Origin of the sequence: Anaerostipes hadrus ATCC 29173 = JCM 17467 (assembly GCF_030296915.1) — a bacterium.
Taxonomy (GTDB): Bacteria; Bacillota; Clostridia; order Lachnospirales; family Lachnospiraceae; genus Anaerostipes; species Anaerostipes hadrus.
This window is the reverse complement of the sequence record NZ_AP028031.1, coordinates 907,093-933,884: the sequence shown is the minus strand read 5'-3', so window position 1 is coordinate 933,884 and position 26,792 is coordinate 907,093. Positions and strand designations below refer to the sequence as shown.

At 36.7% G+C, this 26,792-nt stretch carries 23 protein-coding genes and 1 other annotated feature; of the genes, 2 read left to right on the top strand and 21 right to left on the bottom strand.

Annotated features, from left to right (window positions below):
- Positions 1–145: 145 nt before the first annotated feature.
- From QUE18_RS04550 to licT, 19 genes are all read right to left on the bottom strand, one after another.
- Positions 146–1,384, bottom strand: a complete 1,239-nt coding sequence (locus QUE18_RS04550; protein ID WP_009202807.1) for a leucine-rich repeat protein — start codon at positions 1,382–1,384, stop codon at positions 146–148.
- A 69-nt stretch (positions 1,385–1,453) separates the two neighbouring features.
- Positions 1,454–2,611 (bottom strand): helveticin J family class III bacteriocin, encoded by a 1,158-nt coding sequence (locus tag QUE18_RS04545; RefSeq protein WP_009202806.1) that lies wholly within the window; start codon positions 2,609–2,611, stop codon positions 1,454–1,456.
- A 177-nt stretch (positions 2,612–2,788) separates the two neighbouring features.
- Entirely contained in the window at positions 2,789–3,235 is a 447-nt protein-coding gene (locus QUE18_RS04540) for a hypothetical protein (protein WP_009202805.1), read from the bottom strand.
- A 28-nt stretch (positions 3,236–3,263) separates the two neighbouring features.
- Positions 3,264–4,643 carry a M56 family metallopeptidase gene (locus QUE18_RS04535; protein WP_226797185.1) on the bottom strand — a complete coding sequence of 460 codons (1,380 nt, stop codon included), beginning with the start codon at positions 4,641–4,643 and terminating at the stop codon, positions 3,264–3,266.
- An 11-nt stretch (positions 4,644–4,654) separates the two neighbouring features.
- The gene (locus QUE18_RS04530; RefSeq protein WP_009202803.1) at positions 4,655–5,032 is read right to left on the bottom strand and encodes a BlaI/MecI/CopY family transcriptional regulator; all 378 of its coding nucleotides are present in this window, start codon (positions 5,030–5,032) and stop codon (positions 4,655–4,657) included.
- A 217-nt stretch (positions 5,033–5,249) separates the two neighbouring features.
- On the bottom strand, positions 5,250–6,575 hold the full coding sequence (locus QUE18_RS04525) for a sodium-dependent transporter (RefSeq protein ID WP_009202802.1): 1,326 nt from the start codon (positions 6,573–6,575) through the stop codon (positions 5,250–5,252).
- Between the two features lie 23 nt (positions 6,576–6,598).
- A complete protein-coding gene (locus QUE18_RS04520; RefSeq protein WP_009202801.1) occupies positions 6,599–7,447 on the bottom strand; it encodes a hypothetical protein in 849 nt (282 codons plus the stop codon).
- On the bottom strand, positions 7,440–7,664 hold the full coding sequence (locus tag QUE18_RS04515) for a helix-turn-helix domain-containing protein (protein WP_009264431.1): 225 nt from the start codon (positions 7,662–7,664) through the stop codon (positions 7,440–7,442). Before QUE18_RS04515 ends, QUE18_RS04520 begins: the two co-directional genes overlap by 8 nt.
- Positions 7,665–7,678: 14 nt before the next feature.
- Complete coding sequence (locus tag QUE18_RS04510) at positions 7,679–8,650, bottom strand: hypothetical protein (RefSeq protein WP_009202800.1); 972 nt, start codon at positions 8,648–8,650, stop codon at positions 7,679–7,681.
- Positions 8,651–8,840: 190 nt separating this feature from the next.
- A complete protein-coding gene (gene pheT / locus QUE18_RS04505; RefSeq protein WP_009202799.1) occupies positions 8,841–11,261 on the bottom strand; it encodes a phenylalanine--tRNA ligase subunit beta in 2,421 nt (806 codons plus the stop codon).
- Between the two features lie 56 nt (positions 11,262–11,317).
- Positions 11,318–12,337, bottom strand: coding sequence for a phenylalanine--tRNA ligase subunit alpha (gene pheS / locus QUE18_RS04500; RefSeq protein ID WP_008391788.1), 1,020 nt, complete (start codon positions 12,335–12,337; stop codon positions 11,318–11,320).
- Between the two features lie 91 nt (positions 12,338–12,428).
- Positions 12,429–12,659: a binding site (T-box leader), on the bottom strand.
- Between the two features lie 37 nt (positions 12,660–12,696).
- Positions 12,697–13,578, bottom strand: a complete 882-nt coding sequence (locus tag QUE18_RS04495; protein WP_009202797.1) for a DMT family transporter — start codon at positions 13,576–13,578, stop codon at positions 12,697–12,699.
- A gap of 166 nt (positions 13,579–13,744) precedes the next feature.
- Positions 13,745–15,835: a PTS sugar transporter subunit IIABC gene (locus tag QUE18_RS04490; RefSeq protein WP_009202796.1), complete on the bottom strand. Its 2,091-nt coding sequence runs from the start codon at positions 15,833–15,835 to the stop codon at positions 13,745–13,747.
- Positions 15,836–15,893: 58 nt separating this feature from the next.
- Positions 15,894–16,829 (bottom strand): mannose-6-phosphate isomerase, class I, encoded by a 936-nt coding sequence (manA, locus tag QUE18_RS04485; RefSeq protein WP_039862186.1) that lies wholly within the window; start codon positions 16,827–16,829, stop codon positions 15,894–15,896.
- 36 nt (positions 16,830–16,865) lie between these two features.
- Positions 16,866–17,252 (bottom strand): DUF956 family protein, encoded by a 387-nt coding sequence (locus tag QUE18_RS04480; RefSeq protein WP_009202794.1) that lies wholly within the window; start codon positions 17,250–17,252, stop codon positions 16,866–16,868.
- 167 nt (positions 17,253–17,419) lie between these two features.
- Positions 17,420–18,334 (bottom strand): PTS system mannose/fructose/sorbose family transporter subunit IID, encoded by a 915-nt coding sequence (locus QUE18_RS04475; RefSeq protein ID WP_009264439.1) that lies wholly within the window; start codon positions 18,332–18,334, stop codon positions 17,420–17,422.
- Between the two features lie 20 nt (positions 18,335–18,354).
- Complete coding sequence (locus QUE18_RS04470) at positions 18,355–19,152, bottom strand: PTS mannose/fructose/sorbose transporter subunit IIC (RefSeq protein WP_009264440.1); 798 nt, start codon at positions 19,150–19,152, stop codon at positions 18,355–18,357.
- Between the two features lie 32 nt (positions 19,153–19,184).
- Entirely contained in the window at positions 19,185–20,168 is a 984-nt protein-coding gene (locus tag QUE18_RS04465; protein WP_008391780.1) for a PTS sugar transporter subunit IIB, read from the bottom strand.
- Between the two features lie 224 nt (positions 20,169–20,392).
- Positions 20,393–21,223 (bottom strand): BglG family transcription antiterminator LicT, encoded by an 831-nt coding sequence (gene licT, locus QUE18_RS04460; RefSeq protein ID WP_008391774.1) that lies wholly within the window; start codon positions 21,221–21,223, stop codon positions 20,393–20,395.
- A 416-nt stretch (positions 21,224–21,639) separates the two neighbouring features.
- Between licT and QUE18_RS04455 the strand changes: the two genes are divergently transcribed.
- Positions 21,640–22,509: a YihY/virulence factor BrkB family protein gene (locus QUE18_RS04455; protein ID WP_009202791.1), complete on the top strand. Its 870-nt coding sequence runs from the start codon at positions 21,640–21,642 to the stop codon at positions 22,507–22,509.
- Positions 22,510–22,544: 35 nt separating this feature from the next.
- Here QUE18_RS04455 and QUE18_RS04450 read toward each other — a convergent pair whose 3' ends face one another.
- Positions 22,545–23,765 (bottom strand): 6-phosphofructokinase, encoded by a 1,221-nt coding sequence (locus QUE18_RS04450; RefSeq protein WP_008391771.1) that lies wholly within the window; start codon positions 23,763–23,765, stop codon positions 22,545–22,547.
- Between the two features lie 218 nt (positions 23,766–23,983).
- Here QUE18_RS04450 and QUE18_RS04445 point away from each other — a divergent pair, with 218 nt between their 5' ends.
- Complete coding sequence (locus QUE18_RS04445; RefSeq protein ID WP_009202790.1) at positions 23,984–25,756, top strand: aminopeptidase P family protein; 1,773 nt, start codon at positions 23,984–23,986, stop codon at positions 25,754–25,756.
- Between the two features lie 80 nt (positions 25,757–25,836).
- On the opposite strand, the gene QUE18_RS04440 is transcribed toward QUE18_RS04445, so the two are convergent.
- Entirely contained in the window at positions 25,837–26,667 is an 831-nt protein-coding gene (locus QUE18_RS04440; protein ID WP_015530555.1) for a substrate-binding periplasmic protein, read from the bottom strand.
- Between the last annotated feature and the right edge of the window lie 125 nt (positions 26,668–26,792).

The following is a 26,792-nucleotide window of genomic DNA, read 5'->3' as shown; positions in this document are numbered from 1 at the left end:
ATATTACAGATTGATTCACTTTGAATATTCCTAATTCTACCATTTGATATTGCAAATAACAAGGAATGCTGCATAAGAAAACACAGGACATCCCTGCTTTCGCTGGAATGTCCTGTTCTACCATGTATCTTTACTTTATTGTTTCCTATTTTACTTTCACGTTCACTTTATATGTCTTTCCTGTTGTACGAAGTTTTACTGTGACCGTTGCTTTTCCTTTCTTCAAGCCTTTGATCGTTCCTTTTGAGGATACTTTCACTACTTTTTTATTGGATGTTGTGAATTTTAAGATCTCTGGATCTAAGTATCCTTTTTTCAGTTTCTTGGAAATGTATACTCTAGTCTGTAGTTTTGTTGTCTTTCCTTTTTGGATCGTTACTTTGCTTGTTTTTGCTTTAATCTTTGTAATTCTGGATGCTTTGTATGTGACAGCTTTTTTGCCAGATGCTTTGATTGTGGCTCTTGCTTCGTAATAAATAGCACCTGAGTCTCTTTTGAATTTCTTCAAATAAGATGGTTTACTTAATTTTATACTCTTGTCAATTACATCAATTTTTACAACAGATCCAGGGATTGTCAGCTGTTTAATTCCTGTTCTATAAAATACTCCTACTCCAATACTTTGAAGTCCTTCTGGCAGTTTGATTTCTTTTAATGCTTTACATTCAAAAAATGCATAATCATTAATAAATCTCAGACCTTTTGTAATTGTAACTTTATTTAATTTGTTGCAATTTTCAAAACTGCTTTCATCAATACCGCCTATCTGGCCCGGAATTGTTACAGATTCAATACTACTGTCATTACAGCTTGGTGTTACTGATAAATTCTTTGATAATGTAAGATTCTTTAAATATTTAAGATTTATTAGGGCATTGAATTCTTCTACTTTTTTTACAGAAGCAGGCATGTTATATGTTTCGGACTTTTTAGATTTTGGATAGCTAAACAATTGTTTCTTATCTTTGCTATATAAAACTCCATCTTGTGCCTGATAAGACAGATTATCTTTTGCTACACGAATCTCTTCCAATGTTTCAATTTCATTTAGCACTTCCAAATCTCTGTGTGTTTCTTTTGCTGGTGCAATATTTTTTGATAATATAATACTTTTTATTTTCAGATTTTTTTCAAATCCCTGTGAAATTGCTTTTACCTGTAATCCATCCAGTTCTTCTGGAATGACAAGATTTGTCTCACTTCCTCTATAGCTTGTAAGCACTGCATAGGAAGTCTTTCCATTGCTTTCTTTCACATAAGTATAATCCCCACTTGTTATCTCTTTATCTGCTGCCTTTACATTGTTAGTCACTGGAACTGTCGTCAGTACTGCTGCTGCCATCATTAAGCTCATGACTGTTGATACCATACGTTTTCTTACCATCTTGCTACCTCCTTATAATTTTAATTTATTAATGTTTATATTATATATTTTAACATAGCCAGACTTAAATTAAAACGCACTTTTTGGAATAGAATAAATACAGGCTTTATCGCTACTTTGTTTATCACTAATCCCGAAATATACGTAATCTCCCTTTAATTGAATTCCTTCAGATTCCGCATTACCTCCAAAATTATTATGTGTAGCTGTAACAAGGCAAGAATATTTATAACTTGATCCACTTCCTGTTAACTTTGCTATTCCCGGTTTTTGTCCGGCAGCACCTCCAATAATATAAATAGAATCTCCATCAGAAAATTCTAATCCCTGACATGAATCATTCGGTAATACACGATTACTTCCAGATTGTCTAAACGATCCATAACAAGCTGATTTTACTGCACTTGATGTACATGGAACAAATTTAGATTCTTCAGATTCTTTTTTATCCAATTCAGCATTTAATTTTTCCGCATTATAAAAACTATATTGAATTTCTCCTGTATTATCCATTACCCAGAAAAATACTTTTTTCCTATCACTAGACAATGCTGCATCTACACGTTTCACTTCTCCAATCGATGTCCCACTTTTATTTGCATAACTCATATGAGAAAATCTTGGGATTTCTGTATAATCTACACTTCCTTTAGCTTTATATTGTATTCTTCCAATTTGAGTTCCCCATTTAAATTTATACGCTTCATTTGCTTTACATGTAACCCAGAAATATGCTTTAGAATTATGTTCAAACCATTCCAAAGTCTGTCCATGACCAAAGTTTTTTAATGTCATATGATCTTGATATGTAGCTGTTGACCCATTAATCAAACATCTTGATAAACGTGAGTCTGAGCCAATTCTCTGAATCACATAAATATATGTAGATCCAATATATGTTTTTTGAATTGCAGCTGTATTTGTTAATCCTTTAATTTTATATCTTAAAGTAGCTGCTGCTTTTACATTTTTATTCGCTGATACACGACTTTGCCGTGTCTGTACTTTTGGGTGTGTCTCTAAATATTTCTGATATTCTTCTAGTGTATCAAAATCATCTTGTTCCAAAATACCCGCAACACCATCGTCATCATGTGTATCTAGTGCTACTGTACTTTCTGTTGCTTTCGTATCTGCCTTAACATTCACTGAAACTACAGTTGTTCCAATAATCATAGCACACATTGCAATACTTGCTGCTTTACATACAAATTGTTTTAATTTCATAAACTTTTTCCTTTCATTCTTTTATTTTCCCTCATTTTCTGCTATCATTATTGTATCCATGTGATACAGCTATCTGTATATATTACAGATAGGTAGGTGGCAGCCATTCGTATTACATGGATTTTTTAATTGTTCATATTGCATCACCTCTTATAAAATACATTTATAAATAAAATATTACTTAGTATAAGTTCCACTTGCCGTTACAGTTTTTCCACTACTATTTTCAACAAACACCTCTATATATCCTGTTTTTTGTATTATAAAATTGTGATTGATTTCTGCTTTAACAGTTTTATAATGTTTTACTTTATCTGCATCTAAATATCCTACTTTGACACTTTTTGTTTTTGGAGCTATCTGTAACCTAATATTGATACTACTTCCTTTCTTTTTATAAAATTCTTTAGTTTTCTTTCTAACTCCATTTTTCACTGTCCAATTAACTGTTATCGAATTAGACAACAGTTCAAAGTCTTCCTCTCCAACTTCATCAATAATATTTTCTGATATATCTATCTTTTCTTCTATAACATCATTCGTATCACTTGCAAATATATTTGTCACTGAACAACTAATTAAAAGTGTAAATACTGTTACCATTATTTTTATATATTTTATCATCGTTTTCTCCTCCTATTCCTCCATCTCTTTAATCATCATCAATATTAATCATTCCAACAATTTTTACATCTTTCTTATCCTCCATTTCAATAAACACATCATATTTCCCCTCTTTTTCTATCTTAAATCTATGTTCAACTAAATCTCTCCCTCTGTCCTGTATGTATCTAATCCTATTCTGTGAATCAATAATCCCAACTTTTATCCCCTTAAAATTTTTTTGACTTGTTATAAAAATTTCTATATTTTCATTTCGTTTCGGAGTTAATCCTTTATATCGAAGCCTTTTTCCTGCCTTTACATAAGTCTCCAATGTCATCGCATCCATCTTTTTAAAATTTATCTTCTTTATCGTTTCACTCTTATCATTTCCCAAAACTCCCGTTTTTTCTTCATACGATATTCTCTCCTCTTCCTCATCATCTGGTTCTTCTATTTCTACTTCCGTTTCTTGTACCCATTTTGTATACGCCTTTTGATATCCCTTACTTGCAGCCAAAATACTGGTTACACTCATTCCACAAAATATCACGGTCATTGCAATCACCGCAGCATATTTTATCTTCTTTTGTTTTCGATACATCATTGCATAGTAGATTCTTTGTTCTAAACTATCTCGGCTTTCAAACAGACATGCTGCCCGATATGCTTTGATTCCCTGACTTTTCTGACTCATCTCAAAAATCGTTGTAAAATAACGCTTCGCTGATCCTACATAACCAATCGCTGATAGATCACAGATCACCTCGCTCCATTCATCGTTCTTACGAAATACAGTTCTGATCCATGGGCAATACCAGTGAATACATACCATCAGACATGCTATATAATTCCAAAATATATCGTGCTTCTTATAATGTGTGAGTTCATGGTAAATACACGTTTTTAATTGTTCTTCTTCCATATCTTCCACAGGTAAAAACACACATGGTTTTAATATTCCTGCTGTCATTGGAATCTGAATGCGATATCCTTGTAATACTTCTATTGATCTGCGAATTCCAAGCTCTCTTTTACAATCTTCAAAGATCTTTTGCACATACATCTTGCATGGAAAGCATCTTTCTTTTTCTCTTCTAATTCGAAAAGTTCGTTCTCCAAACTTCAGAACTGTTGCAATTGCTCCAGCCAGCCAGAACAACGATATAGCATAAAAAGCCTTGATGATAGTACCTGTAAAATCAAATACATACCCATTATCAAAAAAAATATTTACCAACAGATATCCTGCCGGAACATAGTAAGCAATTAGAATGATCTTTAATATCAAATCATAGACTTTTGGACGAATCTTATCTGCAAAAAACTTTCTTAGTGCCATCCAGAAAACAAACATACAGCTTCCAGTGCACATGGATAAAAATATCGCACTAAATATCCTAACCAATATCTCTCTTATGTCTATCATATCTTCTCCTGTCAATCATCGATTTCTTCTAACAACTTTTTGAGTTTCTTTAGTTTCCCCTCATTTAATTTTCCTTTATATAATGTCTTCACCAGATCAAATCCAGATTCTTTGTACCAGAAATTCTTTGTCTTTTCCAATTCCTGTTCTTTATAATCCTGCTCTTCGATCAGATAATTAATATAAGAATATTTCCCAATCTGATATGTTGTCACATATCCTTTCTCTTCTAAATGAAGGACAAATGTACGGATCGTTGTTCTTTTATAATCTTTTCCGTAATCTTGTTTTAGATTTTCAATCAGCTGCTGTAATGGCATATCCTTTCCATAATCCCAGATACATTTCATCACAACCTGTTCTGCACTTGTTAATTCTTTTAATTCCATAGCTAAATCCCCTTTATCTTTGTTATTTATTCTATATTTATAGTCATATCATATTCGATGATACTTCTACTTTGATAGTTATATCATAACAAAAATCTTCTTAAATGTAAATATCCTTTTCTTGCAATTTCGTATGATTTCTTGGAACTTAATTTGTTTACTTTCATATAAGAAAAAATCGCAGCCAAGATATACCTTAACTACGATTCTTCATTCCTCACCCAATTCCGCCTAACGCAATCCCAAGCACCAATACCAAAATACAAATTGGTACATAAATATATTTGCAGATTGGATAATACATCTTTGTAAATTTTGTTTCTCTTCCTTTGTTTATCTGTGTTTCTACATATTTCTTTCCGGCGATCCAGAAAAACATGATTCCTGCGAGTCCTGCTCCTAGTGGGCAGATGTAAATGGATAGGATATCCATCCAGTCAGATACGATGCCCTGGATCAATAAGGAGACGATCACGCCGATCACTGCGATGATCACGCAGGCGGTCTTTCTTCCTACATGAAGCTTTTCCTGTACGGTTGCAATTGGTGCTTCGTAGAGATTGATCAGTGATGTCATTCCCGCAAAAAGCACTGCAACGAAAAAGATGATCGCGATGATCGTACTTCCTGGCATGGAGCTGATCAAGTTTGGAAGATAGATAAATAACAGCCCCGGTCCTCCTTGATCCAGTGTTGCTCCAGTTGTTGCCATAGCTGGGATGATCACGAGTGCTGCAAGCATCGCAGCGAGCGTGTCAAAAAATGCAACTCTTGCCGCAGATGATGGGATGTCTTCTTCATCGGATAAATACGATCCATAGATCAATGTTCCATTTCCTGCGACGGATAAGGAGAAGAAGGCCTGTCCTAGTGCAAAGATCCATGTCTTTGGATCTAAGATGGCCGCCTTATCGACTCTGAAAATATATTGATATCCCGTTGCTGCCCCTGGCTGAAATGCCACATAGATTCCAAGGATCACAAACAGCGCAAAGAAAATTGGCATTAAAATCTTATTGGCTTTCTCGATCCCTGCTCCTACACCAAAGATCAAAATACACATACATAAGATCAAAGCAAGAATCTGCCAGATGTTATTTCCAAATGCAGATGCCATTGTTCCAAAACGTCCACCAAATTCTTCGATCGTCTTTGGTGCAAGTGTTGCCCCTGTGAAAGTTCCAACAGCATATTTTAAGATCCACCCCATCACAACTGTATATCCGATTGCCATAGCAAGAGAACCAAGAACTGGTATCATTCCTAACCCTTCCCCGACTTTTCTCTTTCCTTTCTTCTCACAGACCATCCCAAATGCATCAATCGGTCCAGACCTTGCCGCACGTCCAAAACTCATCTCTCCGATCACACCAGTGGATGCGATCACAACGACAAAGATAAAATATGGGATCAAAAAGGAACCCCCTCCATACAAAGATACCCTTGTCGGAAACATCCATATATTTCCCATACCAACTGCCGAACCAATGCAGGCGAGGATAAATCCCCACCTGCTGTTAAATGATTCTCTTTTATCTTTCATATTTTAATTTTATCCTCCTGATTTTACTTTTTAAACTTCAAGTCTGTCGGTGTCAATACTCCATTATCTCCAAGCTGCTTCCATTTATATGTGAAATTCTTCTTTGCTGAATGTATCTTCTGTCTGTTGATCGTTTGACCTTTCATACCGATCAGCTGTTCATTTATAATAACATATGCTGTATCTTTTTGCATCTGGTATTGTTTTATTTTAGGTGAAATATAGGCTGTTTTTTTGATCTTGACATCATCTTTGTTCATTTCGATAATCTGAATCTTTCTTACTGCATGGTCTGCTTTAAATTCCACTTCATAACTGATTTTTTTATCTCCCACATCCGATGAAAAGTTTAGTGTCATTGACTGACCTTTTCCAAAATCCTGCACTGATGCACATCCCATAAATCCATCTGCATTCTTTAAATAAACTGTTCCATCTGATCTTTTACAAATCATTCCCAGACTTGTTGTTACTATGCCTTTTGTTTCTTGAACATACATTGTTGCCTTTACTTTTTGTTCTTTTTCCTTCGATGTGATATTATTTTTATCATCCATTTGTCCATCAACGTTTGATACGAAATTAAAATGTGTCAACTGTGGATCTCCATCCATACTGACAGTATCTTTTTCTGGCATATATTTATATAGAAAATATCCTTTTATTTTCTTAAAATGCACAAATCCTTTCTTATCTTTCACTCCAGCTATCTTACCGTCTGGTATCCTGTCCCCTACAACTGCATAAGCTCCATATAATTCTTCCTTCGCCTGTCCACTTTCGTCCTTCTTTGCAATCTGGCATCCTGTTAAGACTACTACCGTAAGCATAACCGCTATAAATATTCCTGTTTTTCTGATTCCCCTACTCATCTTCTTCCTCCAATCTCCCGTCAAATTTCAAGATATCTCCAACATCGCACTCAAGATAATAGCAGATCTTATTGATCGTTGAGAAACGCACTCCTTTTGCCTTGCCGCTTCTTAAGATTGACAGGTTTGCTTCTGTAATATGGACTTTTTTACATAATTCTTTGGATGTCATATTTCGCTCTTTTAAGATGTCATCCAAATGTATTTTAATTGCCATAACTATCATTCCTTCTATATAAACTGGTCATTTTCTTCTTTTAGTTGTTTGGTCCGCTTGAAGTATTCATAGAAGATCAATGCTCCAAATGCTATGATCAATGGTTCCATGGATACATCTGGTGCAAATGTAACATTTACATTCTGTAAGGTTGCTCCTAATAAAAACTGATAAAAATTCAGGATAAAATCTGATATGACTGTAACCACTGCGGTAACCTTTGCAACACTTGCGAGTCTTGCCACTGTCATCATCTGCTGCTCTTCCTTATGATCTTCGATTGCTTTTACTACATGAATGATGTTGATAAATAGCAGGATTGTCATAATGATTGGTAATAACTGTAATACTGATTTAAGCCATTCTATTGAAGATACATTTTGCAGTTTATTTTCGCTCTTATGAAGCAGTTCGAATGTCTTTGCATATGTGATCAAAAGCGTATAATAACTGACTAGCGCAGCAATGAGTCCTTTCATCCCAAAATATAAGCGGCTTTTCCAATTCTTCTGGCTGTCATCTCCAAGAAAACGGATTGCTTTCATGATCAACCACATAATCAGGACGCTGTAAATGATGAATGCGTAAATAATTTTCATTACAATCAGACTATTCTGGTCCATTGAAAAAATGTCTGGCATTTTCTGATACATGAGTCCTGGATTGATGAACATATACATGGAATAAAATAATAGCCCTGTGAATGCAACAAGTAATATGTCTTCTTTCTGTGTTCTTCCTCTTTTTCTCTGATAGATGATATAGATTGCTGGTATCATTGAAATGACTGCGTATATGATGATCGCGATGACATTTCCTATTGCTGAACTTAGGGATAGAAATCTTAGCCCTTTTCCTATGAGTTCAAATGGTAAGTACATGATCTGTAGTGCTGCTGTCATATGTAGGATTTTGCTTGCTATAAATGCAAAAAGGATTCCTGCGATGACTTCGATCAGGATTAGTTTATTTATGTTTGATTTCATCCTATCTACCTCCAATTATTGTTTTTCGATAATTTCAAGATTATTGTAGCATAAAAATTATTGAAAAACAATAATTTTTAGAAAAAGTTTCCTTTGGAATATAAACTTCTTTCTGGTGAACAAAAAATCCCCTGACACTATTATCTGCCAGAGGATTTTAATTCTCACTTTATTTTGTTTTCGATCACAATTAAGCACGTAATTCAACGCCTAATTTCTTCAGTTCATCAAGAATCTTCTCAACGATCTTAGATACTTCTGCGTCCTCTAATGTACGGTCTTTTGCTCTGAATGTTAAGGAGTATGCTACGGATTTATATCCTTTTTCGATCTGGTCTCCTTCGTAGACATCGAATAATTCGTAGGATTCGAGAAGTTTTCCACCTTTATCTTTGAAGATCTTCTCAAGCTGTCCAACAAAGATGTCTTTCTTCATAACCATACTTAAGTCACGTTTCATTGCTGGGAATTTGGCTACTCCTTCGTATTTGCGGTCGAAGGTTGCTTTCGGTACTAATGTTGGCATGTCAATGACCGCTACATAGACTTCACCTTTCATGTTATAGTTATCCATAACTTCTGGATGAATCTGTCCGATGTAGGCGATTTTTTCTCCATCGATCGTCACATCTGCTGCTCTTCCTGGGTGTAAGAATGGATGTTCACCTGTTGGTGCATATTCAGATCTTCCACCTAATCCTAAGGAATCAAGCATATCTTCTACAACACCTTTTAATGTGAAGAAATCACATTCTCCGTACATTCCAAGTGTCATCTGCATTCTTTCATCTGGTAATTCTGTTAATGGTAATGATTTTGGAATGTAGATATTTCCAAATTCATATAATCTTACATTTTTATTTCTGTGTGCTAAGTTTGTAGACAGAGATGTTAACATTCCGTTTAAGGAAACTGTTCTCATAATACTGAAGTCTTCTCCTAATGGGTTTGAAATCTCGATTGCCTGACGTTCTTTTGCATTTTCATCTAATAATAATTTATCGAATACTTTTGGACTTTCGAAGGAATATGTCATTCCACCACAGAATCCGTTCTGTTCTGCTACATTTCTGCAGACATCTTCAACACGGATCTTGAATGGTTTCTTACCGGCTGTGGATTCTCCGTTTGGTAATGTAACTGGGATGTTATCATATCCGTAGAATCTTGCAACTTCTTCTGCAAGGTCTGCCATACGGTGAAGATCCTGACGGAAGGATGGTACGATGACTTCATTTGTTGCTTCATCATATCCAAGGTCGATTCTTCCGAAATATTCTAAGACTTCTTCTTTGGATACATTTGTTCCAAGAAGGGCATTCATCTTGTCTACTTCTAATGGAAGGCGGATCTGTTTGACTGGATTTGGATAAACATCAACGGCTCCTCCAACAACTTCTCCTGCTCCTAATTCTTCGATCAGCTGGCATGCACGATCCATCGCTGCCATTGCATTTTCTGGGTCTAATCCTTTTTCGAATTTACCAGATGCATCGGTTCTTAAACCGATTCTCTTAGAAGAAAGTCGGATATTGGTTCCATCAAAGCATGCTGCTTCAAATAATAATGTCTTGATATCATCTGTTACCATAGAGTTTTCTCCACCCATGATACCTGCGATACCAATTTCTTTTTCTCCATCACAGATCATTAAGACATTTTCATCCATTGTTCTTTCTTCACCATCTAATGTAGTGAATTTATCTCCTGCTTTTGCACGGCGTACGACGATCTCTTTGTTTGCGATCGTATCAAGATCGTATGCATGCATTGGCTGTCCGAATTCTTCCATCACGTAGTTTGTGATGTCAACCAGGTTATTGATCGGGCGGATTCCCATCGCAGCTAATCTTCTCTGCATCCATTCTGGTGATGGTGCTAATTTGATATTTTTTACAACTCTTGCTGTGTATCTTGGGCAAAGATCCTCGTCTTCGACTCTTACTTTGATGTAATCATTGACATCTTCATCATTTCCAGTCTTTGTGACAACTGGTGGAAAGAAGTCTTTCTTAAATGTAGCGGCTGCTTCTCTTGCCATACCGATCATGCTGAAGCAGTCTACACGGTTTGATGTGATCTCGAATTCGACAACTGCATCGCGAAGTCCTAAAGCTTCAACTGCATCATCTCCTGGTTTTACGTCTTTATTGAAAATGTAGATTCCATATTCCGGTGCTTCTGGGTACATGTCTCTGGAACTTCCAAGTTCTTCAATAGAACACATCATACCAAAAGATTCTACTCCACGAAGTTTTCCTTTTTTGATCTTAATTCCGTCTTCTGGGTTCTTTCCACCGTCATGTCCTCCGGCAACTCGTCCACCGTCTAAGACAACTGGTACTAAGTCTCCTTCTGATACGTTTGGTGCTCCTGTTACGATCTGAACTGTTTCATCTCCAACATTCACCTGACAGATGATCAGTTTGTCTGCGTCTGGATGTTTTTCGATCTTCTCAATCTTTCCGACTACGATCTTTTCTAAGTTTTTATCTAAATATGTGACACTTTCCATGTTGGAACCAGATAATGTCATTTTATCTGCATATTCCTGTGGTGTGCAATCAAGATCAGGCACATAAGCTTTGATCCATGAAATTGGTGTATCCATTACTTTTATTCTCCTTTATTCTATCTTCTCTATTCGAAATATTCTTATCGTTTCTCTTAGAACTGTGATAAGAATCTCTTATCGTTTTCGTATAACAGACGCATATCGTCGATCTCGTATTTTAATAATGCGACACGCTCTAAACCGATTCCAAATGCAAATCCTGAATATACTTCTGGGTCGATTCCGCACATTTCAAGCACGTGTGGGTGAACCATTCCACATCCTAAGATCTCGATCCATCCGCTTCCTTTACACATACGGCATCCTTTTCCACCACATTTGAAACATGTCACGTCTACTTCCGCACTTGGCTCTGTAAATGGGAAATGATGTGGACGGAATTTTACTTTGGTATCTGGTCCGAAGAATTCTTTTGCAAACTGTTCTAATGTTCCTTTTAAGTCTGCAAATGTGATTCCTTTATCTACAACTAATCCTTCTACCTGATGGAAAGATGGAGAATGTGTTGCATCTACTTCGTCAGAACGGAATACTCGTCCAGGTGCGATCATACGAATTGGCATCTGTCCTGTTTCCATGATACGAGCCTGTACAGGAGATGTCTGTGTTCTTAACACGATATCTTTGTTGATATAGAATGTATCCTGTTCATCTTTTGCAGGATGATTTGCAGGAATATTTAACATTTCAAAGTTGTATTTATCGTATTCTACTTCTGGTCCTTCGACAACTTCGTATCCCATACCGATAAATACTCTCTCTAAATCTTCCAGCGCGATCTGGTTTGGATGACGATGTCCTTTTTCATGAGTTTTTCCAGGTAATGTAACGTCGATGACTTCACGTTTCATCTTTTCTTCACGAACTTTTTTCTTTAATAATGTCATCTCTTTTTCTAATGCTTCTTCGATGACTGCTCTGGTATCATTGACCATCTGTCCAACGATCGGACGTTCTTCTTTGGCTACGTCCTTCATTCCTTTTAATACCTGAGTTAATTCACCTTTTTTACCCAGTACAGATACACGGATATCATTTAAACTATCCATTGCATCTGCTTGCTCGATTTTCTCCAAGGCAGCTTTCTTGATTGCCTCTAATCTCTCTTTCATCTGCTTAGTTCTCCTTTATTGATCTTTTCTATATTCTCGGATCAGGTTACTTTTTCTTCTGTATTCAGGCAAAAGAAAAAGAACCCGTCCGCAAAGGGACGAGTTCTTAATATATACTCGCGGTACCACCCTAATTCCTATGGTATCGTTAAACTTCTTCTTAATTACCATAAGCACTTAAGTCTCTGCATAACGGGCAGACTCCGTTATCTCCTACTGATACATGATATGAAAATGATTGTTGCATCGCATTCAGAGATACAGCTACGGTGTGAAATTCGGAAACTTTTGGTTTCTTACTGTGCACCATCAATGCCTTTAACGTTATTATTCTATAACATTCTTATGGCATTTGTCAATTAAATTTTCTGTGGAAGTTGTGCCAATACGATTGCTATAAACATCAACCCACACCCTATCAACTCTCTATGGCTCAAATTCTGATGCAGAACTAAAAAGCCAGCGATCACAGAGGTCACAGATTCCAGACTAAGGATCAACGATGCTACCGTAGGATTCATATTCTTCTGCCCCACGATCTGTAATGTATAAGCAACTCCACATGACATCACTCCTGCATATAAGATTGGTTTCCATGCAAGTAAGATCATGCTAATCTCCGGATGTTCAAAAAGCATCATTGGAACAAAACAAAGAATCCCGCAGATAAAAAACTGAATACATGACATTTTCACTCCATCATTAAATTGTGTAAAATAATCGATCACTAAAATATGAATCGAAAATGCAATTGCACCTAAAAATACATAGATATCCCCTTTTCCAATCGAAAATCCGTCCGTAATGCATAAAAAATAAAGTCCTGCAAGTGCGATCACAACGCTGATCCAGACGGATAATCCGCACTTTTTTCCTAAAAATAATCCCAAAATTGGAACAATGATAATATAAAATGCTGTAATAAATCCTGCTTTTCCTACAGTTGTATACATGATTCCAAATTGCTGCAAGGTGCTTCCTGTAGCTAATGCGACTCCGCAACAGATTCCGCCTAATAGCAATCTCTTTTTCTCCGTGAAGTATGTTTTCTTCCTTACTTTTCCTCTGTTTAGAAACGCAATACACGGAATCAATACAATGCCTCCGATCAATGTACGAACACAATTAAATGTAAATGGTCCAACATAATCCATTCCAACACTTTGTGCAACAAATGCAGCGCCCCATATGATCGCAGCTAAAAATAATGATAATGATCCTTTGATCTGTTCTTTTTTCATACTTTTCAAACCTTCTCTTTCGTTAGCATATTGAATTTATTTTACTACGGTAGTTTTTTGTCTGCAAGTAAAAAGAAAGAATGCATCTTATGATCTGATATCGATCATAAATACATTCTTTCTTTTTAAGTTTAAGAATTGTATCTATATTTAATTTTATAGTTACCTATTTATAAAGGGTCAGTATTTCTTCCCCTACGTTACACTCTCCAATATGTTTCAATGAAATACTTGCGTATTCCGCATTATTACTGATAACTACCGGAGTCGTCATAACATATCCATCTACTCTCATATCTTCTAAGTCGAACTCACAGATGAGCTCTCCTTTTTTTACTTTCTGACCAGCTTCTACTTTCATATAGAAGCCTTTTCCACCTCGCTTTACTGTATCAAGCCCAAGATGTATCAAAACTTCTGCTCCATCTTTGGATTCCATAGCAAGGGCATGTTTTGTCCTAAACACTGCTGCGATGATCCCATCTACTGGTGCATATAGTTTTCCTTCTTCTGGTTTAACTGCAAAGCCTTCCCCTAACATTCCACCAGAAAATGCCTCATCTCCAACTTCTTCTAGTTCAATCACGCATCCTTTGATCGGACAGGCGATACTTTCCTGTTGCATTTTATCTTTGGAATGTGTATTTTCTTTTAGTAATTGTTTGATTTCTTTCTTTGCTCGTCTTGTCCTTAAATAATCTTCCAGTTCTGATTTTAGCACCGTTACATATGGACCATAAATGATCTGAATGCTGTTTCCTCGTTTCAAAATTCCCCTTGATCCTGTTTCTTTGATCATGGCATCATCCACCAGACTTATATCTTTCAGTCCACATCGAAGTCTTGTAACACAACAGTCAATATCACCGATATTCTTTTTGCCTCCAAGTCCCGCTGCGATCTTTGCTAATAATTCTTCTGAAAAATCTTCTCTGTATTCATATTCTGGCTCTTCTTCATATTCTTGTGCTGGTTCTTCTTCCCTTCCTGGTGTTTTGATATCAAATTTCAAGATCAGAAAATGGAATAAGAAATAATACACTATGAAATAAACAATTCCCAGTGGAATGACCATCATCCAGTTTGTTTTTTCTTGTCCTTGCATGATTCCAAAAAAGAACAGATCGATAAGCCCTCCAGAAAATGTTAATCCAACTGTAATCTTCAATACATGCATCATCATATATGCAAGTCCTGCAAAAACACAATGTATTCCATATAATCCAGGTGCAATAAATAAAAATGTAAATTCCAACGGTTCCGTAATTCCTGTGAGCATTGATGTTAATGCTGCTGAAATCATAAGTCCACCGACAACTTTTCTCTGTTCAGGTCTGGCACAACGGTAAATTGCAAATGCCGCTCCTGGCAATCCAAAGATCATCAATGGGAATTTTCCTGCCATAAATCTTGTTGCTTCCACATTAAAATGTGTTGTTGCTGGATCTGCTAATTGAGCAAAAAAGATATTTTGTGCCCCATCGATCATTTTCCCAGCAACTTCCATCGTTCCACCTAGCGATGTCTGCCAGAACGGGAGATAAAATACATGATGAAGTCCAAATGGGATCAATGCACGTTCCATCACTCCATAAATAAACGTCCCTAAATAGCCTGAAGCTCTCACAATTCCTCCAATGGAATACATCAGATTCTGGATCGGAGGCCAGATAAAGAACATTAATATTCCAACTCCAACATATACAATGGTACAAATAACCGGCACTGCCCTTGTTCCGCCAAAAAACGATAAAACTTCTGGAAGTTTTATTTTATAAAAACGGTTATGAAGATACCCGACACCAAGTCCGACAAGAATTCCTCCAAATACACCTAACTGTAGTGATGTTATTCCAAGAATCTGATCCGTTGCTCCCGCATGCATTGTATATGTATCACCATACAATGATAACATCGATGAAATAGCTTCGTGCATAACGAAAAAAGACAATGCCCCTGATAATGCTGCTACCGCTTTCTCTGCCTTTGCCATCCCAATTGAAACTCCCATTGCAAATATCAACGGAAGATTGCCAAATATAATACTTCCACAATCACTTCCAACTTTAATTACTCCATACAAAATAGTCCCCGGACCCATGATCTCCATCAGATGATAGGCCCGAAGCATTGTTTCATTTGTCAAAGATCGTCCAATTCCAAGCAAAAGACCTGCAACTGGCAAAACAGCGATCGGAAGCATAAATGCACGTCCGACTCTTTGCAAGACGCCAAATACCTTTCCTGTTTCCTTCATATAAAACTTCCTTATTCTATATATTCTTATAATCCTTCTTTATCTATTATGGTCATGATCATAATGTGGAGATCATGACTTCCATATCTCCATCAAAAGTAACTTCTTTCTGATCGGAACAGATCACAAAATGGTCACCTTTCTTTACTTCATTTCCTTCAAAAATTCCTGTTCCCTCTATGATGCTTACCATCATAAATGGTTCGTCATTCTTGATCACATTTTTTCCATTCAACTGATAACGATCCACTTTAAAGAATTCACTGTCAACATATCTTGTCTTTGTACCATTCTCAAGAATTGTCTGCGGAAATTCTTTGTTCTGATCAATATCTGCTGGTACATTTGTCACATCAATAGACTGCTGTACATGAAGCTGCCTTTCATTTCCATCCGCATCTTTTCTATGATAATCATAAACACGATATGTAATATCAGAAGACTGTTGTGCTTCATAGATCAGCGATCCGCTGCAGATCGCATGTAATGTTCCAGATGGAATATAGAAGAAATCTCCTGCTTTGATCTTGAATGAATTTAACAGATTGTCATAATCATCATTCTCGATCGCTTTGACGAATTCATCTTTTGTCTTTGCATGGTGTCCCATGACCATCTTTGTTCCTTCATCCGCTTGAAGAACAAACCAACATTCTGTCTTTCCTAAAGAATTCTCATGTTCCTTCGCATACACATCGTCTGGATGCACCTGTACAGACAGGTCATTTTTCGCGTCAATGATCTTTACAAGTAATGGGAACTGGTCTCCTTCGATATTTCCAAATAATTCTCTGTGGTTTTCAAATAACCAGGATAATGTTTTTCCTTTATATTCTCCATCTGCGATCGTACAATCTCCATTCTTATGTGCAGAAATTGCCCAACACTCTCCTGTGTGATCACTCGGAATCTCATATCCATAAATATCTTTTAATTTTGTTCCACCCCAGATCATTTCTTTAAAAACTGGATTCATTCTTAAAATATGTCCCATAGCTACCTTCTTCACCTTTCAACTCTAAAACTACATTTATTTCTTGATTTTCGCATTCTTCTTTGATGGTATAAAATTACGTTTCAACACATCAAAAAAGCTTAGAGAACGCACCAGACGTTCGGATGGTATATACTGATTGATTGCACGTAACACTTTCTTAGGTTCTTTTGATGCAAATGAAAATGTTCCATTTTTCTTTGTCTGGATCGCATAACGTGGGATTTTCTTTCCTTTAAACATCACAGATGCGATCACATAATCAACTTCTTCCCATGGAATCTGAATATAATCATTGACATTTCTTGTATTAAAGAATTCAAATCCTTTGTCTCCAACCATGATCTTTCCATAGTTTGTAAGTCCCTGATACGATGTTGCTTCCACAACAACATCAACTCTTGTATTAATTGATTGTGCCATAAGCTTTCCTCCGATTCTGTAGGTTCTTCTTTATTTATTCTATACAATTTTCTTTGCTTATACAAGATGACTTTTCGTTCATTCTTACCGATATATTTTTTATATTCTTCTTATATAAGCAAAAAGCCCGGACTTCCGGGCCTTTTGTATATGTGCTAGATCATCTCTTATAATAATCCGATAACGTGTCCACCAATACCAATAATAAATAATGCGATGATGATGATGATTGGAGAAACGTTTTTCTTTAATAACCACATGCATAACAGTGTTAGCAGTAATGGTACAAATCCAGGAATCAATGAGTTTAAGTTATCCTGAAGAGTTGTAACTTTTGTTGGATCAAGTGCCATACCGGATGCCTGCTGTGTTAATGCTGTTTTGATTCCTTCTGCTCCTGCTGGAAGTTTAGCCCAATCGATGTAAGCTCCTTTACTTAATGTAACCTTAGATACTACAGGTGTAAAGTTGATACTTACCCAACGTTCGATCAAGGCACCAAGGACGAACATACCAAGGATAGATGCTCCTTTTGTTACTTTCTGAAGTAATCCACCTGATAAGTCTTCTGTGATCTTTGTTCCTACATTGTAACCAAATTCCTGTGTATACCACATGAATGCCCAACGAATTACATTCCATAATACGAAGAATAAGATTGGTCCAAGGATACTTCCACCCATTGCAAGGGAAGCTCCTAAAGCTCCAAGGATAGGTCTTGCTGTGAACCAGAATACTGGATCACCAACACCAGCTAAAGGTCCCATCATTCCGACTTTAACACCTTGGATCGCACTGTCTTCTACAGGTGCACCATTTGCTTTATCTTCTTCCAGAGCCAGTGTAACACCGATAACTGGAGATGCAACATATGGATGTGTATTGAAGAATTCCAGATGACGTTTTAATGCTGCGATCTGATCTTCTTTTGTTGTATATAATTTCTTGATAGCTGGGATCATTGCGAAACACCAACCACCATTCTGCATACGTTCATAGTTCCAAGAACCCTGAAGGAAAGTAGAACGTAATGCTACAGACAATCTATCTTTTTTACTTAATTGAACTTTTTTCTCTGCCATTTTTCTTACCTCCTTCTTAATCAATAATCATTTAAAATATCGCCTAATGGGTCACCAGTATTGCTTCCACCGTTACCAGATCCTGCATTCTCAGACAGTTTCAGGTAAATCAGTGCCATAGATACAGCGATAACACCTAATGCGATCAGTGTTAAGTCTGAAACAGCAGCCAGACAGAAACCAATTGCGAAGAAAGGCCATACTTCTTTTGTAGCCATCATGTTGATAACCATTGCGTAACCTACGGCTACGACCATACCACCACCGATGGACATACCATCTGTTAACCATGCTGGCATACTATTTAATGCTGCAGCTACGGCAGATGATGGAATTGCAAGTAATGCTGCTGCTGGGATCGCGATACGGATACCCTGTAAACAAACTGCAATGATATGCCATGCTTCTACACCTTTGAAGCTACCTTTTGCAGCAGCTGCATCCATCTGATGAACACAGATAACGGAAAGTGTACGAACGATCATTGTTAAGAATAATCCTGCTACTGCTAATGGGATTGCTACTGCGATGGCAGTATCAACACCAGCTCTTCCCTGTCCACCCTGAACAAGAATGATTGCAGATGCAACGGCTGCTAATGCAGCATCTGGGGCAACGGCTGCACCGATGTTAGCCCATCCTAAAGCGATCATCTGAAGACTACCTCCAAGGATGATGCAAGGAACAAGCTGTCCGGTTACAAGTCCGATTAATGTACAAGCTACTAATGGCTGATGGAACTGGAATTCATCCAAAACACCTTCCATACCAGCCAGGAATGCAACGATAACAACTAATACCATTGAAATAACTGACATGATAATTCCTCCTATATATTTTTCTAAATTGATTATTTAAGTTCTGCTTTCGCTTTCTTAAGCATTTCACCCATGTTTTCTGGAGAATCGCTTGGTACTTTACGTACATTAAATGTAACACCTTTGTCGATCAGTTTCTCGAAAGTTTCTACATCTTCTTTACCCATCGCAACAGCTTTTGTTACTACTACTTTACCTGTTGAATGTGCAAGTGATCCTAAGTTAACCTCTTTGATGTCAACTCCACCTTCGATTGCTTTTAATACATCCTGAGGTGTTTCAAACAGAAGCATTGCTTTTGTCTCACCAAATCTTGGATCTTTTGATACTTCGATCATCTTCCAGATTGGGATAACGTGTGCTTTTACTCCTGGAGGTGCTGCCTCAATGATCATTCTCTTACGAAGATCATCTTTTGATACGGCATCAGATACAACAATGATACGGTCTGGATTTACCATCTTTGTCCATGTTGTAGCCACCTGTCCATGTAATAAACGTGTGTCGATACGAGTAAGACCGATCTTGATGTGACCGTCTCCAAGTACTGTTCCTTCTGGGATTGCTCCCTGAGGTGCTGCCACAGCAGCTGGTGCAGCTTCTTCTTTCTTAGGTTCTAGAGATTCTGGATAGATTCTCACACCTTCTTTTCCACTTCCGGAAATCTGAGCTGCAACTTCATGTGCTGTGTCCATCATCATACGAGATGCGTATGCATCGATCAACATTGGAAGATTTAATCCAGCAACGATTGCCCATTTATCCTCATGTCCGGCAATTAATCCGTTAGCCTGATTAAATGGAGTTCCACCCCATAAATCAACCATAATCAGCACTTCATCCTGGTTTTCGAATCCGGCAATGGCATCTTCCATCTGTTTTTTGATGTCTTCTGGTCCCATACTTGGCTGTAATGTACAAGCCGCAACATTTGGCTGGTCACCAAAAATCATGGACCCGGACTGTAAGATACCCTTGGCGAAATCACCATGTGTAGCAAGAATAATTCCTACCATTTTTTATTCCTCCTTTTCTATATTTTCATAAGCTAATTAATTATATATATTATAAGAAAATTCTTATAAATAAAAAAACCTGATTCAAACCTGTAAATCTCCACCATCCAAATTCCCCTGCAAAAATACTTTCACAAAGAAACCTGGACTCTCTGGAAAATCCATGATTCAAATCAAGTTTAGCCTGCATTACCAGTAACAATCCTGATCAACAATATAAACTTTTATCTTGTCGTAACTCGCTTGATATGTACGGTTAAATACATAAGTTCTTCATCTGTAATATCATGATTGCAAGTCTTCTTCACGTAGTCTTTGATCTCATCTACGCATTCAATACATTCGTGATACTTATTCCTTATGATCTCCTGGAATTCTGTATCATCACTTTTCACTTCTTTGCCAATATAAACTCTTTGTGCAAAGAACTTCAGATGCGTGATAAATCTCTCATAGAAAACAGACTCCTTATCAATCTGCTCTCCAAAATGTTTATCCACGATCTTCAAAATATCATTCACAAGCTTCGTCATAGAAACCATCTCTGTCATGTCCAGATCAAGTTCCGCATTCACAATATGCAATGCAATGAACGCTGCTTCATCCTGTGGAAGCGTAACCTTCAGTTCTTTCTCTATCATACCGATCGCTACTTTCCCGATCAGATATTCCTGATAATAAAACTTCTTGATCTCCCATAAAAATGGATTCTGGAATGGTACTCCCATCTCAACTCTCTCAATCGCAAAATTGATGTGGTCTGTAAGTGAAACATATATATTATCATTAATATTCTTCTGTAATGTATCCTTCGCATACTGAATGATCTTATTACAAATCTTCACTCTCTCGATCGGAATATCAGTTAACATCTCCTGAAAACGCTGTGTCATACCATGATCTTTCATGACATAAGTCTTCTCAATCTGACTCAACTTAATCTCATCTCCCTTGTGCTTTTGAAAGCCAAGGCCCTTTCCCATCAGTACAACTTCTTTATGATTCTTGTCCTCTGAAATTACAATGTTATTATTTACAATTTTTGTAATCTGCACAACTTTACCTCATACTTCTCTAACGAAAAGACTTCCTGTTGCGCATTCACAAAAAAATAAACCTCACTTATAAACTTCCCTTCTGTGAAATTCAATAAGTTGGTTTAGCCTGCACTACCAGTAACAATCCTCCTCGTAATCTCCTGTTAACTTATGTCTACATTTTAACAAGGTATCTTCACTTTGTCAATAGAATATTTAAGAATTATTTTATAATTTATTTATTTTTTTTAAATAATTATAATTCTTTTTTGACTCCGTTAGGAACTATATCACAATTTTCTTTACTATGCAATAGGTCTTTTTGTCTGTTTTAGATATTTTTTCTCTTTTGGCGCAATTCCTTTGCTTTTAGAATGCTTGTATAATCAATCAAATTATGATATTATGAGGTATCAATTAAGAGGTATGATATTATGTTAAAATTAATTTCTATGATTGGATCCGTCATCGATAAAGCTCAGAAAGACCACGTTACAGCGTTTTCTGCGCAGGCTGCATTCTTTACGATCCTATCATTTTTTCCATTTATGATCGTATTGCTTAGTCTTACAAGATATTTTCCTATCACACCGAATGATATGATCGAACTGGTACGCACCTATCTTCCACCAAAGTACAGTGGTATGGTAGTCCCGATCATCCGATCTTTAAACGGAAAACTTACTACTACGTATATGTCGATCACAATTCTTACATTATTGTGGTCTGCATCCAAAGGGATCTTATCCTTGATGACTGGACTTAATACGATTCATGAAATTCCTGAAAAGAGAAACTATTTTGTTTTGCGTTTTATCTCAAGTATTTATATTGGACTTTTCGCGATCGCAGTATTATTCGGTCTGATTCTTTTATTATTTGGTAATTCCCTGCTCATTCAGTTATATCGCTTTGAACCAGTCCTCGAGAATAAACATGTATTTTTTGCAACGATCCGTTTTTTCCTTGCATTTTTTACATTTATGGTCGTTTTTATCATTATGTATCGTTTTTTACCGAGTGAAAATTTCAAAACAAAGCAGATCCTTCCTGGAGCATTTTTTAGTTCTGCTGCATGGTTTGTATTATCATTTTTCTTTTCAATGTATTTTGATAATTTTTCTTTCTTTAGTACTATGTACGGAGGATTGACCAGTATCTTGTTAACTTTGTTCTGGTTGTATTTTTGTATGATGATGCTTTTTATCGGTGCAGAGATCAATCATTATTTCATCTCACAATCGTCAAAAAAGCCTGTAAAACCAAGAAACAAAAGACCTGACATTCCATATGAACTTAAATAGAAAGAATCCTGCACCGCAGGATTCTTTCTTGTCTTTTATAAAATAAATCGTTTTGGAATTCCATTTTCATATGGAATCTGTACTTCACCTTGGATCAACGGTTTTAAATATGTCAGTAATTCGTCTTTAATATCATTCCCTTCTTCATTGATCCATTCCATCGGAACTTTCTTTTCATAATTCGCAATCTTTGACAGATCAGAAAGTACGATTTCTACCTGATATGGATCATCTGAAATTCTTCGCACTGCAGACATTTTTCCACTCTTTCCGCGAATCGCACTGACAGCTGCAAATGCTCCAAGATTTCTTGATTCCATGATATCAGTCTCACTTAACATATATCCAGCACATCTCTGAAGGATGTTTAATTCTACAGATCTGACTTTACATCCGATCTTCTCTCCTACCAGTCCTTCCAGATATTTACCAACACCAGAAAGATATTTATGTCCAAATACATCTTCTTTTCCTGATTTTGTTTCTTCTCCAACGTAATTTCCGTCAGCAGTTTTTACACCTTCACTTACTGCAATGATGATGTTATTTTCTTTTTTTAATGCTTCATTTACATCTTCAATAAATCGATCTTCATCGAATGCTTTCTCACAAAGATAGATCAACTGAGGAACTTTTCGCCCTTCGATCCTTGCAAGTGCAGATGCGGCAGTCAACCATCCTGCATTTCTTCCCATAACTTCTACGATCGTTACGGATGGGACATCATAAACAAAGCAATCACACGCAATCTCGGTAAACGCAGTCGCGATAAATTTGGCTGCAGAACCAAATCCAGGGCAATGGTCAGTCTCTCCAAGATCATTATCGATCGTCTTTGGAGCTCCCATTACCTTAATGTCATCAATATTATGTTCTTCACAGTAAACAGACAGTTTATATACGGTGTCCATAGAATCATTTCCACCAGTATATATAAAATATCCTATGTCATTCTTTCTTAAAATACGGATGATCTCTTCAAATTCTTCTGCATTTTCTTTGGGATTCCCCAGTTTCCATCGACAGGAACCAAGTGCCGCTGCCGGTGTGATCGCTAATAGATCTCTTTTTTCTTTTGTGTCACATACTTCATCGAGATTTACAAAATTCTCGTTCAGCACACCTTTAATTCCATTCAGAGCACCATAAACATGACCCACACGTCCACTCTCAATTCCAGCATCGATCACTCCTGTGATCGTCGCATTGATTGCTGCAGATGGTCCTCCTGACTGAGCAACTAGTAAATTCTTCATAAGTTTCTCCTTTATACTTTTATATTTGTTCAATCCCGATTATACCGTATTTCTTTTATTTTTTTCAACTTTTTTGACAAAATACCATATATTTTTACATTTGCTTTTTCTTTACGAATCCCTATTCATCTACTATAATTAACATAAACCGATCCTGAAATCCTATATAAAACATATATTTTCAGGATTTTAATACGACAAAATGGAGGTTTTTGGACATGAATCTAAATTTTATGAAACTTCGCGAACAAATGAAAAACCAAAAGGTTTCTTATTATCTTGTTCCAAGTGAAGATCCACATCAATCCGAATACGTAGATGATTACTTTAAATGCAGACAATACATTTCTGGTTTTACTGGTTCTGCTGGTACCTTTCTAGCTGGATGCGAAGAAGGATGGCTTTGGACTGATGGACGTTATTTTACGCAGGCCGAAGGACAGATTTCTTCTGATATCACATTGATGAAACAAGGGGTTTCTAGTGTTCCTACGATTCTTGAATTTTTGAAAGAACACCTGCAGGAAGGTGATACACTTGGGGTAAACGGCTTTACGATCTCAGCTTCTTACGGAAAAAAAATCGCAAAACTAGTGAAGCAGCATGGTGCATCTTTTCGTTTTGATCTTCGTTTTGTAGAAGAACTCTGGGCCAAAGATGATCGCCCCGCGATCACAAAATCCACAATTTACCGTCATGATATCAAATACAGTGGAGAACATACTGATTCAAAACTGGCACGTGTCAGAGAAAAAATGAAAGAACTTGATGCCAATGCATTTTTCTTATCCTCTCTTCCTGATATTGCATGGCTTTTTAACTTGCGTGGAGATGACATTGCATGCACTCCATTATTTTATAGTTATGCATGGATCACGATAGACAAATGTTTTCTTTTTCTTCGAAAAGATTGTATTTCAGCAGTTGCTTTTCAACGGTTTAAGGAACACGGCATTTCCATCCTCGATTACACAGAAGTTAGTGCTTTCTTAAAAGACCAACATGAAACTGTTTTGTTAAATCCAGATCTTACAAACTATCTGCATTATAATCTCTTATTCAAATGCAAGATCATTGAAGATAAGAATCCAACAGAACTAATGAAAGCTATAAAAAATGACATTCAGATCGATCATTTGAAAGCATGCCATATCAATGATGGGATCGCTATGACAAAATTTATGTACTGGCTTAAGAAAAACGTCGGAAAAATCCCTATGACAGAACGTATGATCTCTGACCATCTCGAGGAAGAAAGAAAAAAACTACCCGATTACATGGGCCCTAGTTTCGAGACGATCTGTGCTTATAAAGATCATGCTGCAATGATGCATTATCAATCCACTGAAGAATCCGATGTCGATGTCAAAGCTGAAGGTATGCTTCTCATTGATTCCGGTGGACAATATTATGGTGGTACAACCGATGTCACAAGAACTTTTATTCTTGGACCAATTTCAGAGGAAGAAAGGAAATACTTTACACTGGTATTAAAATCTATGCTGACTCTTGCCAATGCAAAATTCCTGTTTGGCTGCAGAGGAAGTAATCTTGATATTCTTGCAAGAGAACCTCTCTGGGAAGATGGCGTTGATTATCGTTGTGGAACCGGACATGGTGTTGGATATTTTCTTGGTGTTCATGAAGGTCCAAACGCTTTTCGTTGGAGATCGAATCCCGAAAATCTTGACGCAGTACTACAGCCAGGTATGGTCATCACAGATGAACCAGGTGTTTATGTTCCTGGAAAATACGGAATCCGTACAGAAAATATGCTGATCTGTAAAAAATGGCAGCAAAATGAATACGGTGCTTTCCTTCATTTCGAACCCCTGACACTTGTACCGATCGATCTTGACGGTGTTGACCTTTCTTTATTTAACGAAAAAGAAAAACAATTGTTAACTGATTACCAGCAGTTCGTATATGATACACTTTCTCCACACCTTAACGAGGAAGAATCTGCATGGCTTCATACACTCACACTTTGAATCTTACAAGAGCCTTTCTTAACAAACAAAATGGCAGGAACTTTTCATCTTACATATAGTTCCTGCCATTTTCTTATCTTTTATTCTTTTGTCTTGATCCACTGCTCCTTAAGCTTCTGATACGTCCCATCATTATTGAGAACCTGAAGTGCTACATTAAACTGATCCAGATATTTGTATCCCTTCACAAACATAATCCCATAATTACTTTCCTCAGAATTAAGTTGTTCATTCAACACACTAAGATTCGTATTATCTGCGTGTTCTTGCATATAATTCTGGATTCCTGTTGTATCATAAATCGTTGCATCGATCGTTCCTTTTTCAAGATCGTTCCATACTTTTGTAATGTTTTTATAATATGTGATCTTGTTATCCTCTGACAAATAATCCTCCGCATATTGTGCACTGGATGTTCCTTCTACAACACCGACCTTCTTCTCTGTAATCTCCTTACGATCTGTGATCTGGCTGTCTTTTCTGACCACGATCTGAAGATATGTTTCATAATAAGTGTCTGTAAATGAAAACTCTCTCTGTCTTTCATCTGTGATTGAAATTCCTGCGATTGCAAGATCTAATTCTTTGTTCTTGATCTTTTGCTCTAATTTCTTCATATTCATTGGATATAATTCATATTCAAAGCCCAGATATTCACTAAGTTTATCAAGAAGATCAATATCAAACCCTGTGATCTTCTTCTGCTCACTATCATAATATGAAAATGGTGCCATATCATTCGATACACCAACCTTTAATTTCATTCCTTTCATTGTCCCTTCAACTTTATCTGCCTGAATAACTTTCGCAGCCTTCGTTTTCTCTGTCTTTTGTTTCATCCATGGAACGTTGCATCCACCAAGACAAAAAATAAGTCCAACCATCATAAGCGATGCTAATATCTTCTTCATCTTTACTCTCCTTTGATCGTATTTATCCTCATCATAGCACCTGAAAAAATATAAGTCAATTTCCTCTTCCATTTTTTTCAACGTATAAATTCCACCAGATCTGTACATGATTTTATTATACGAAT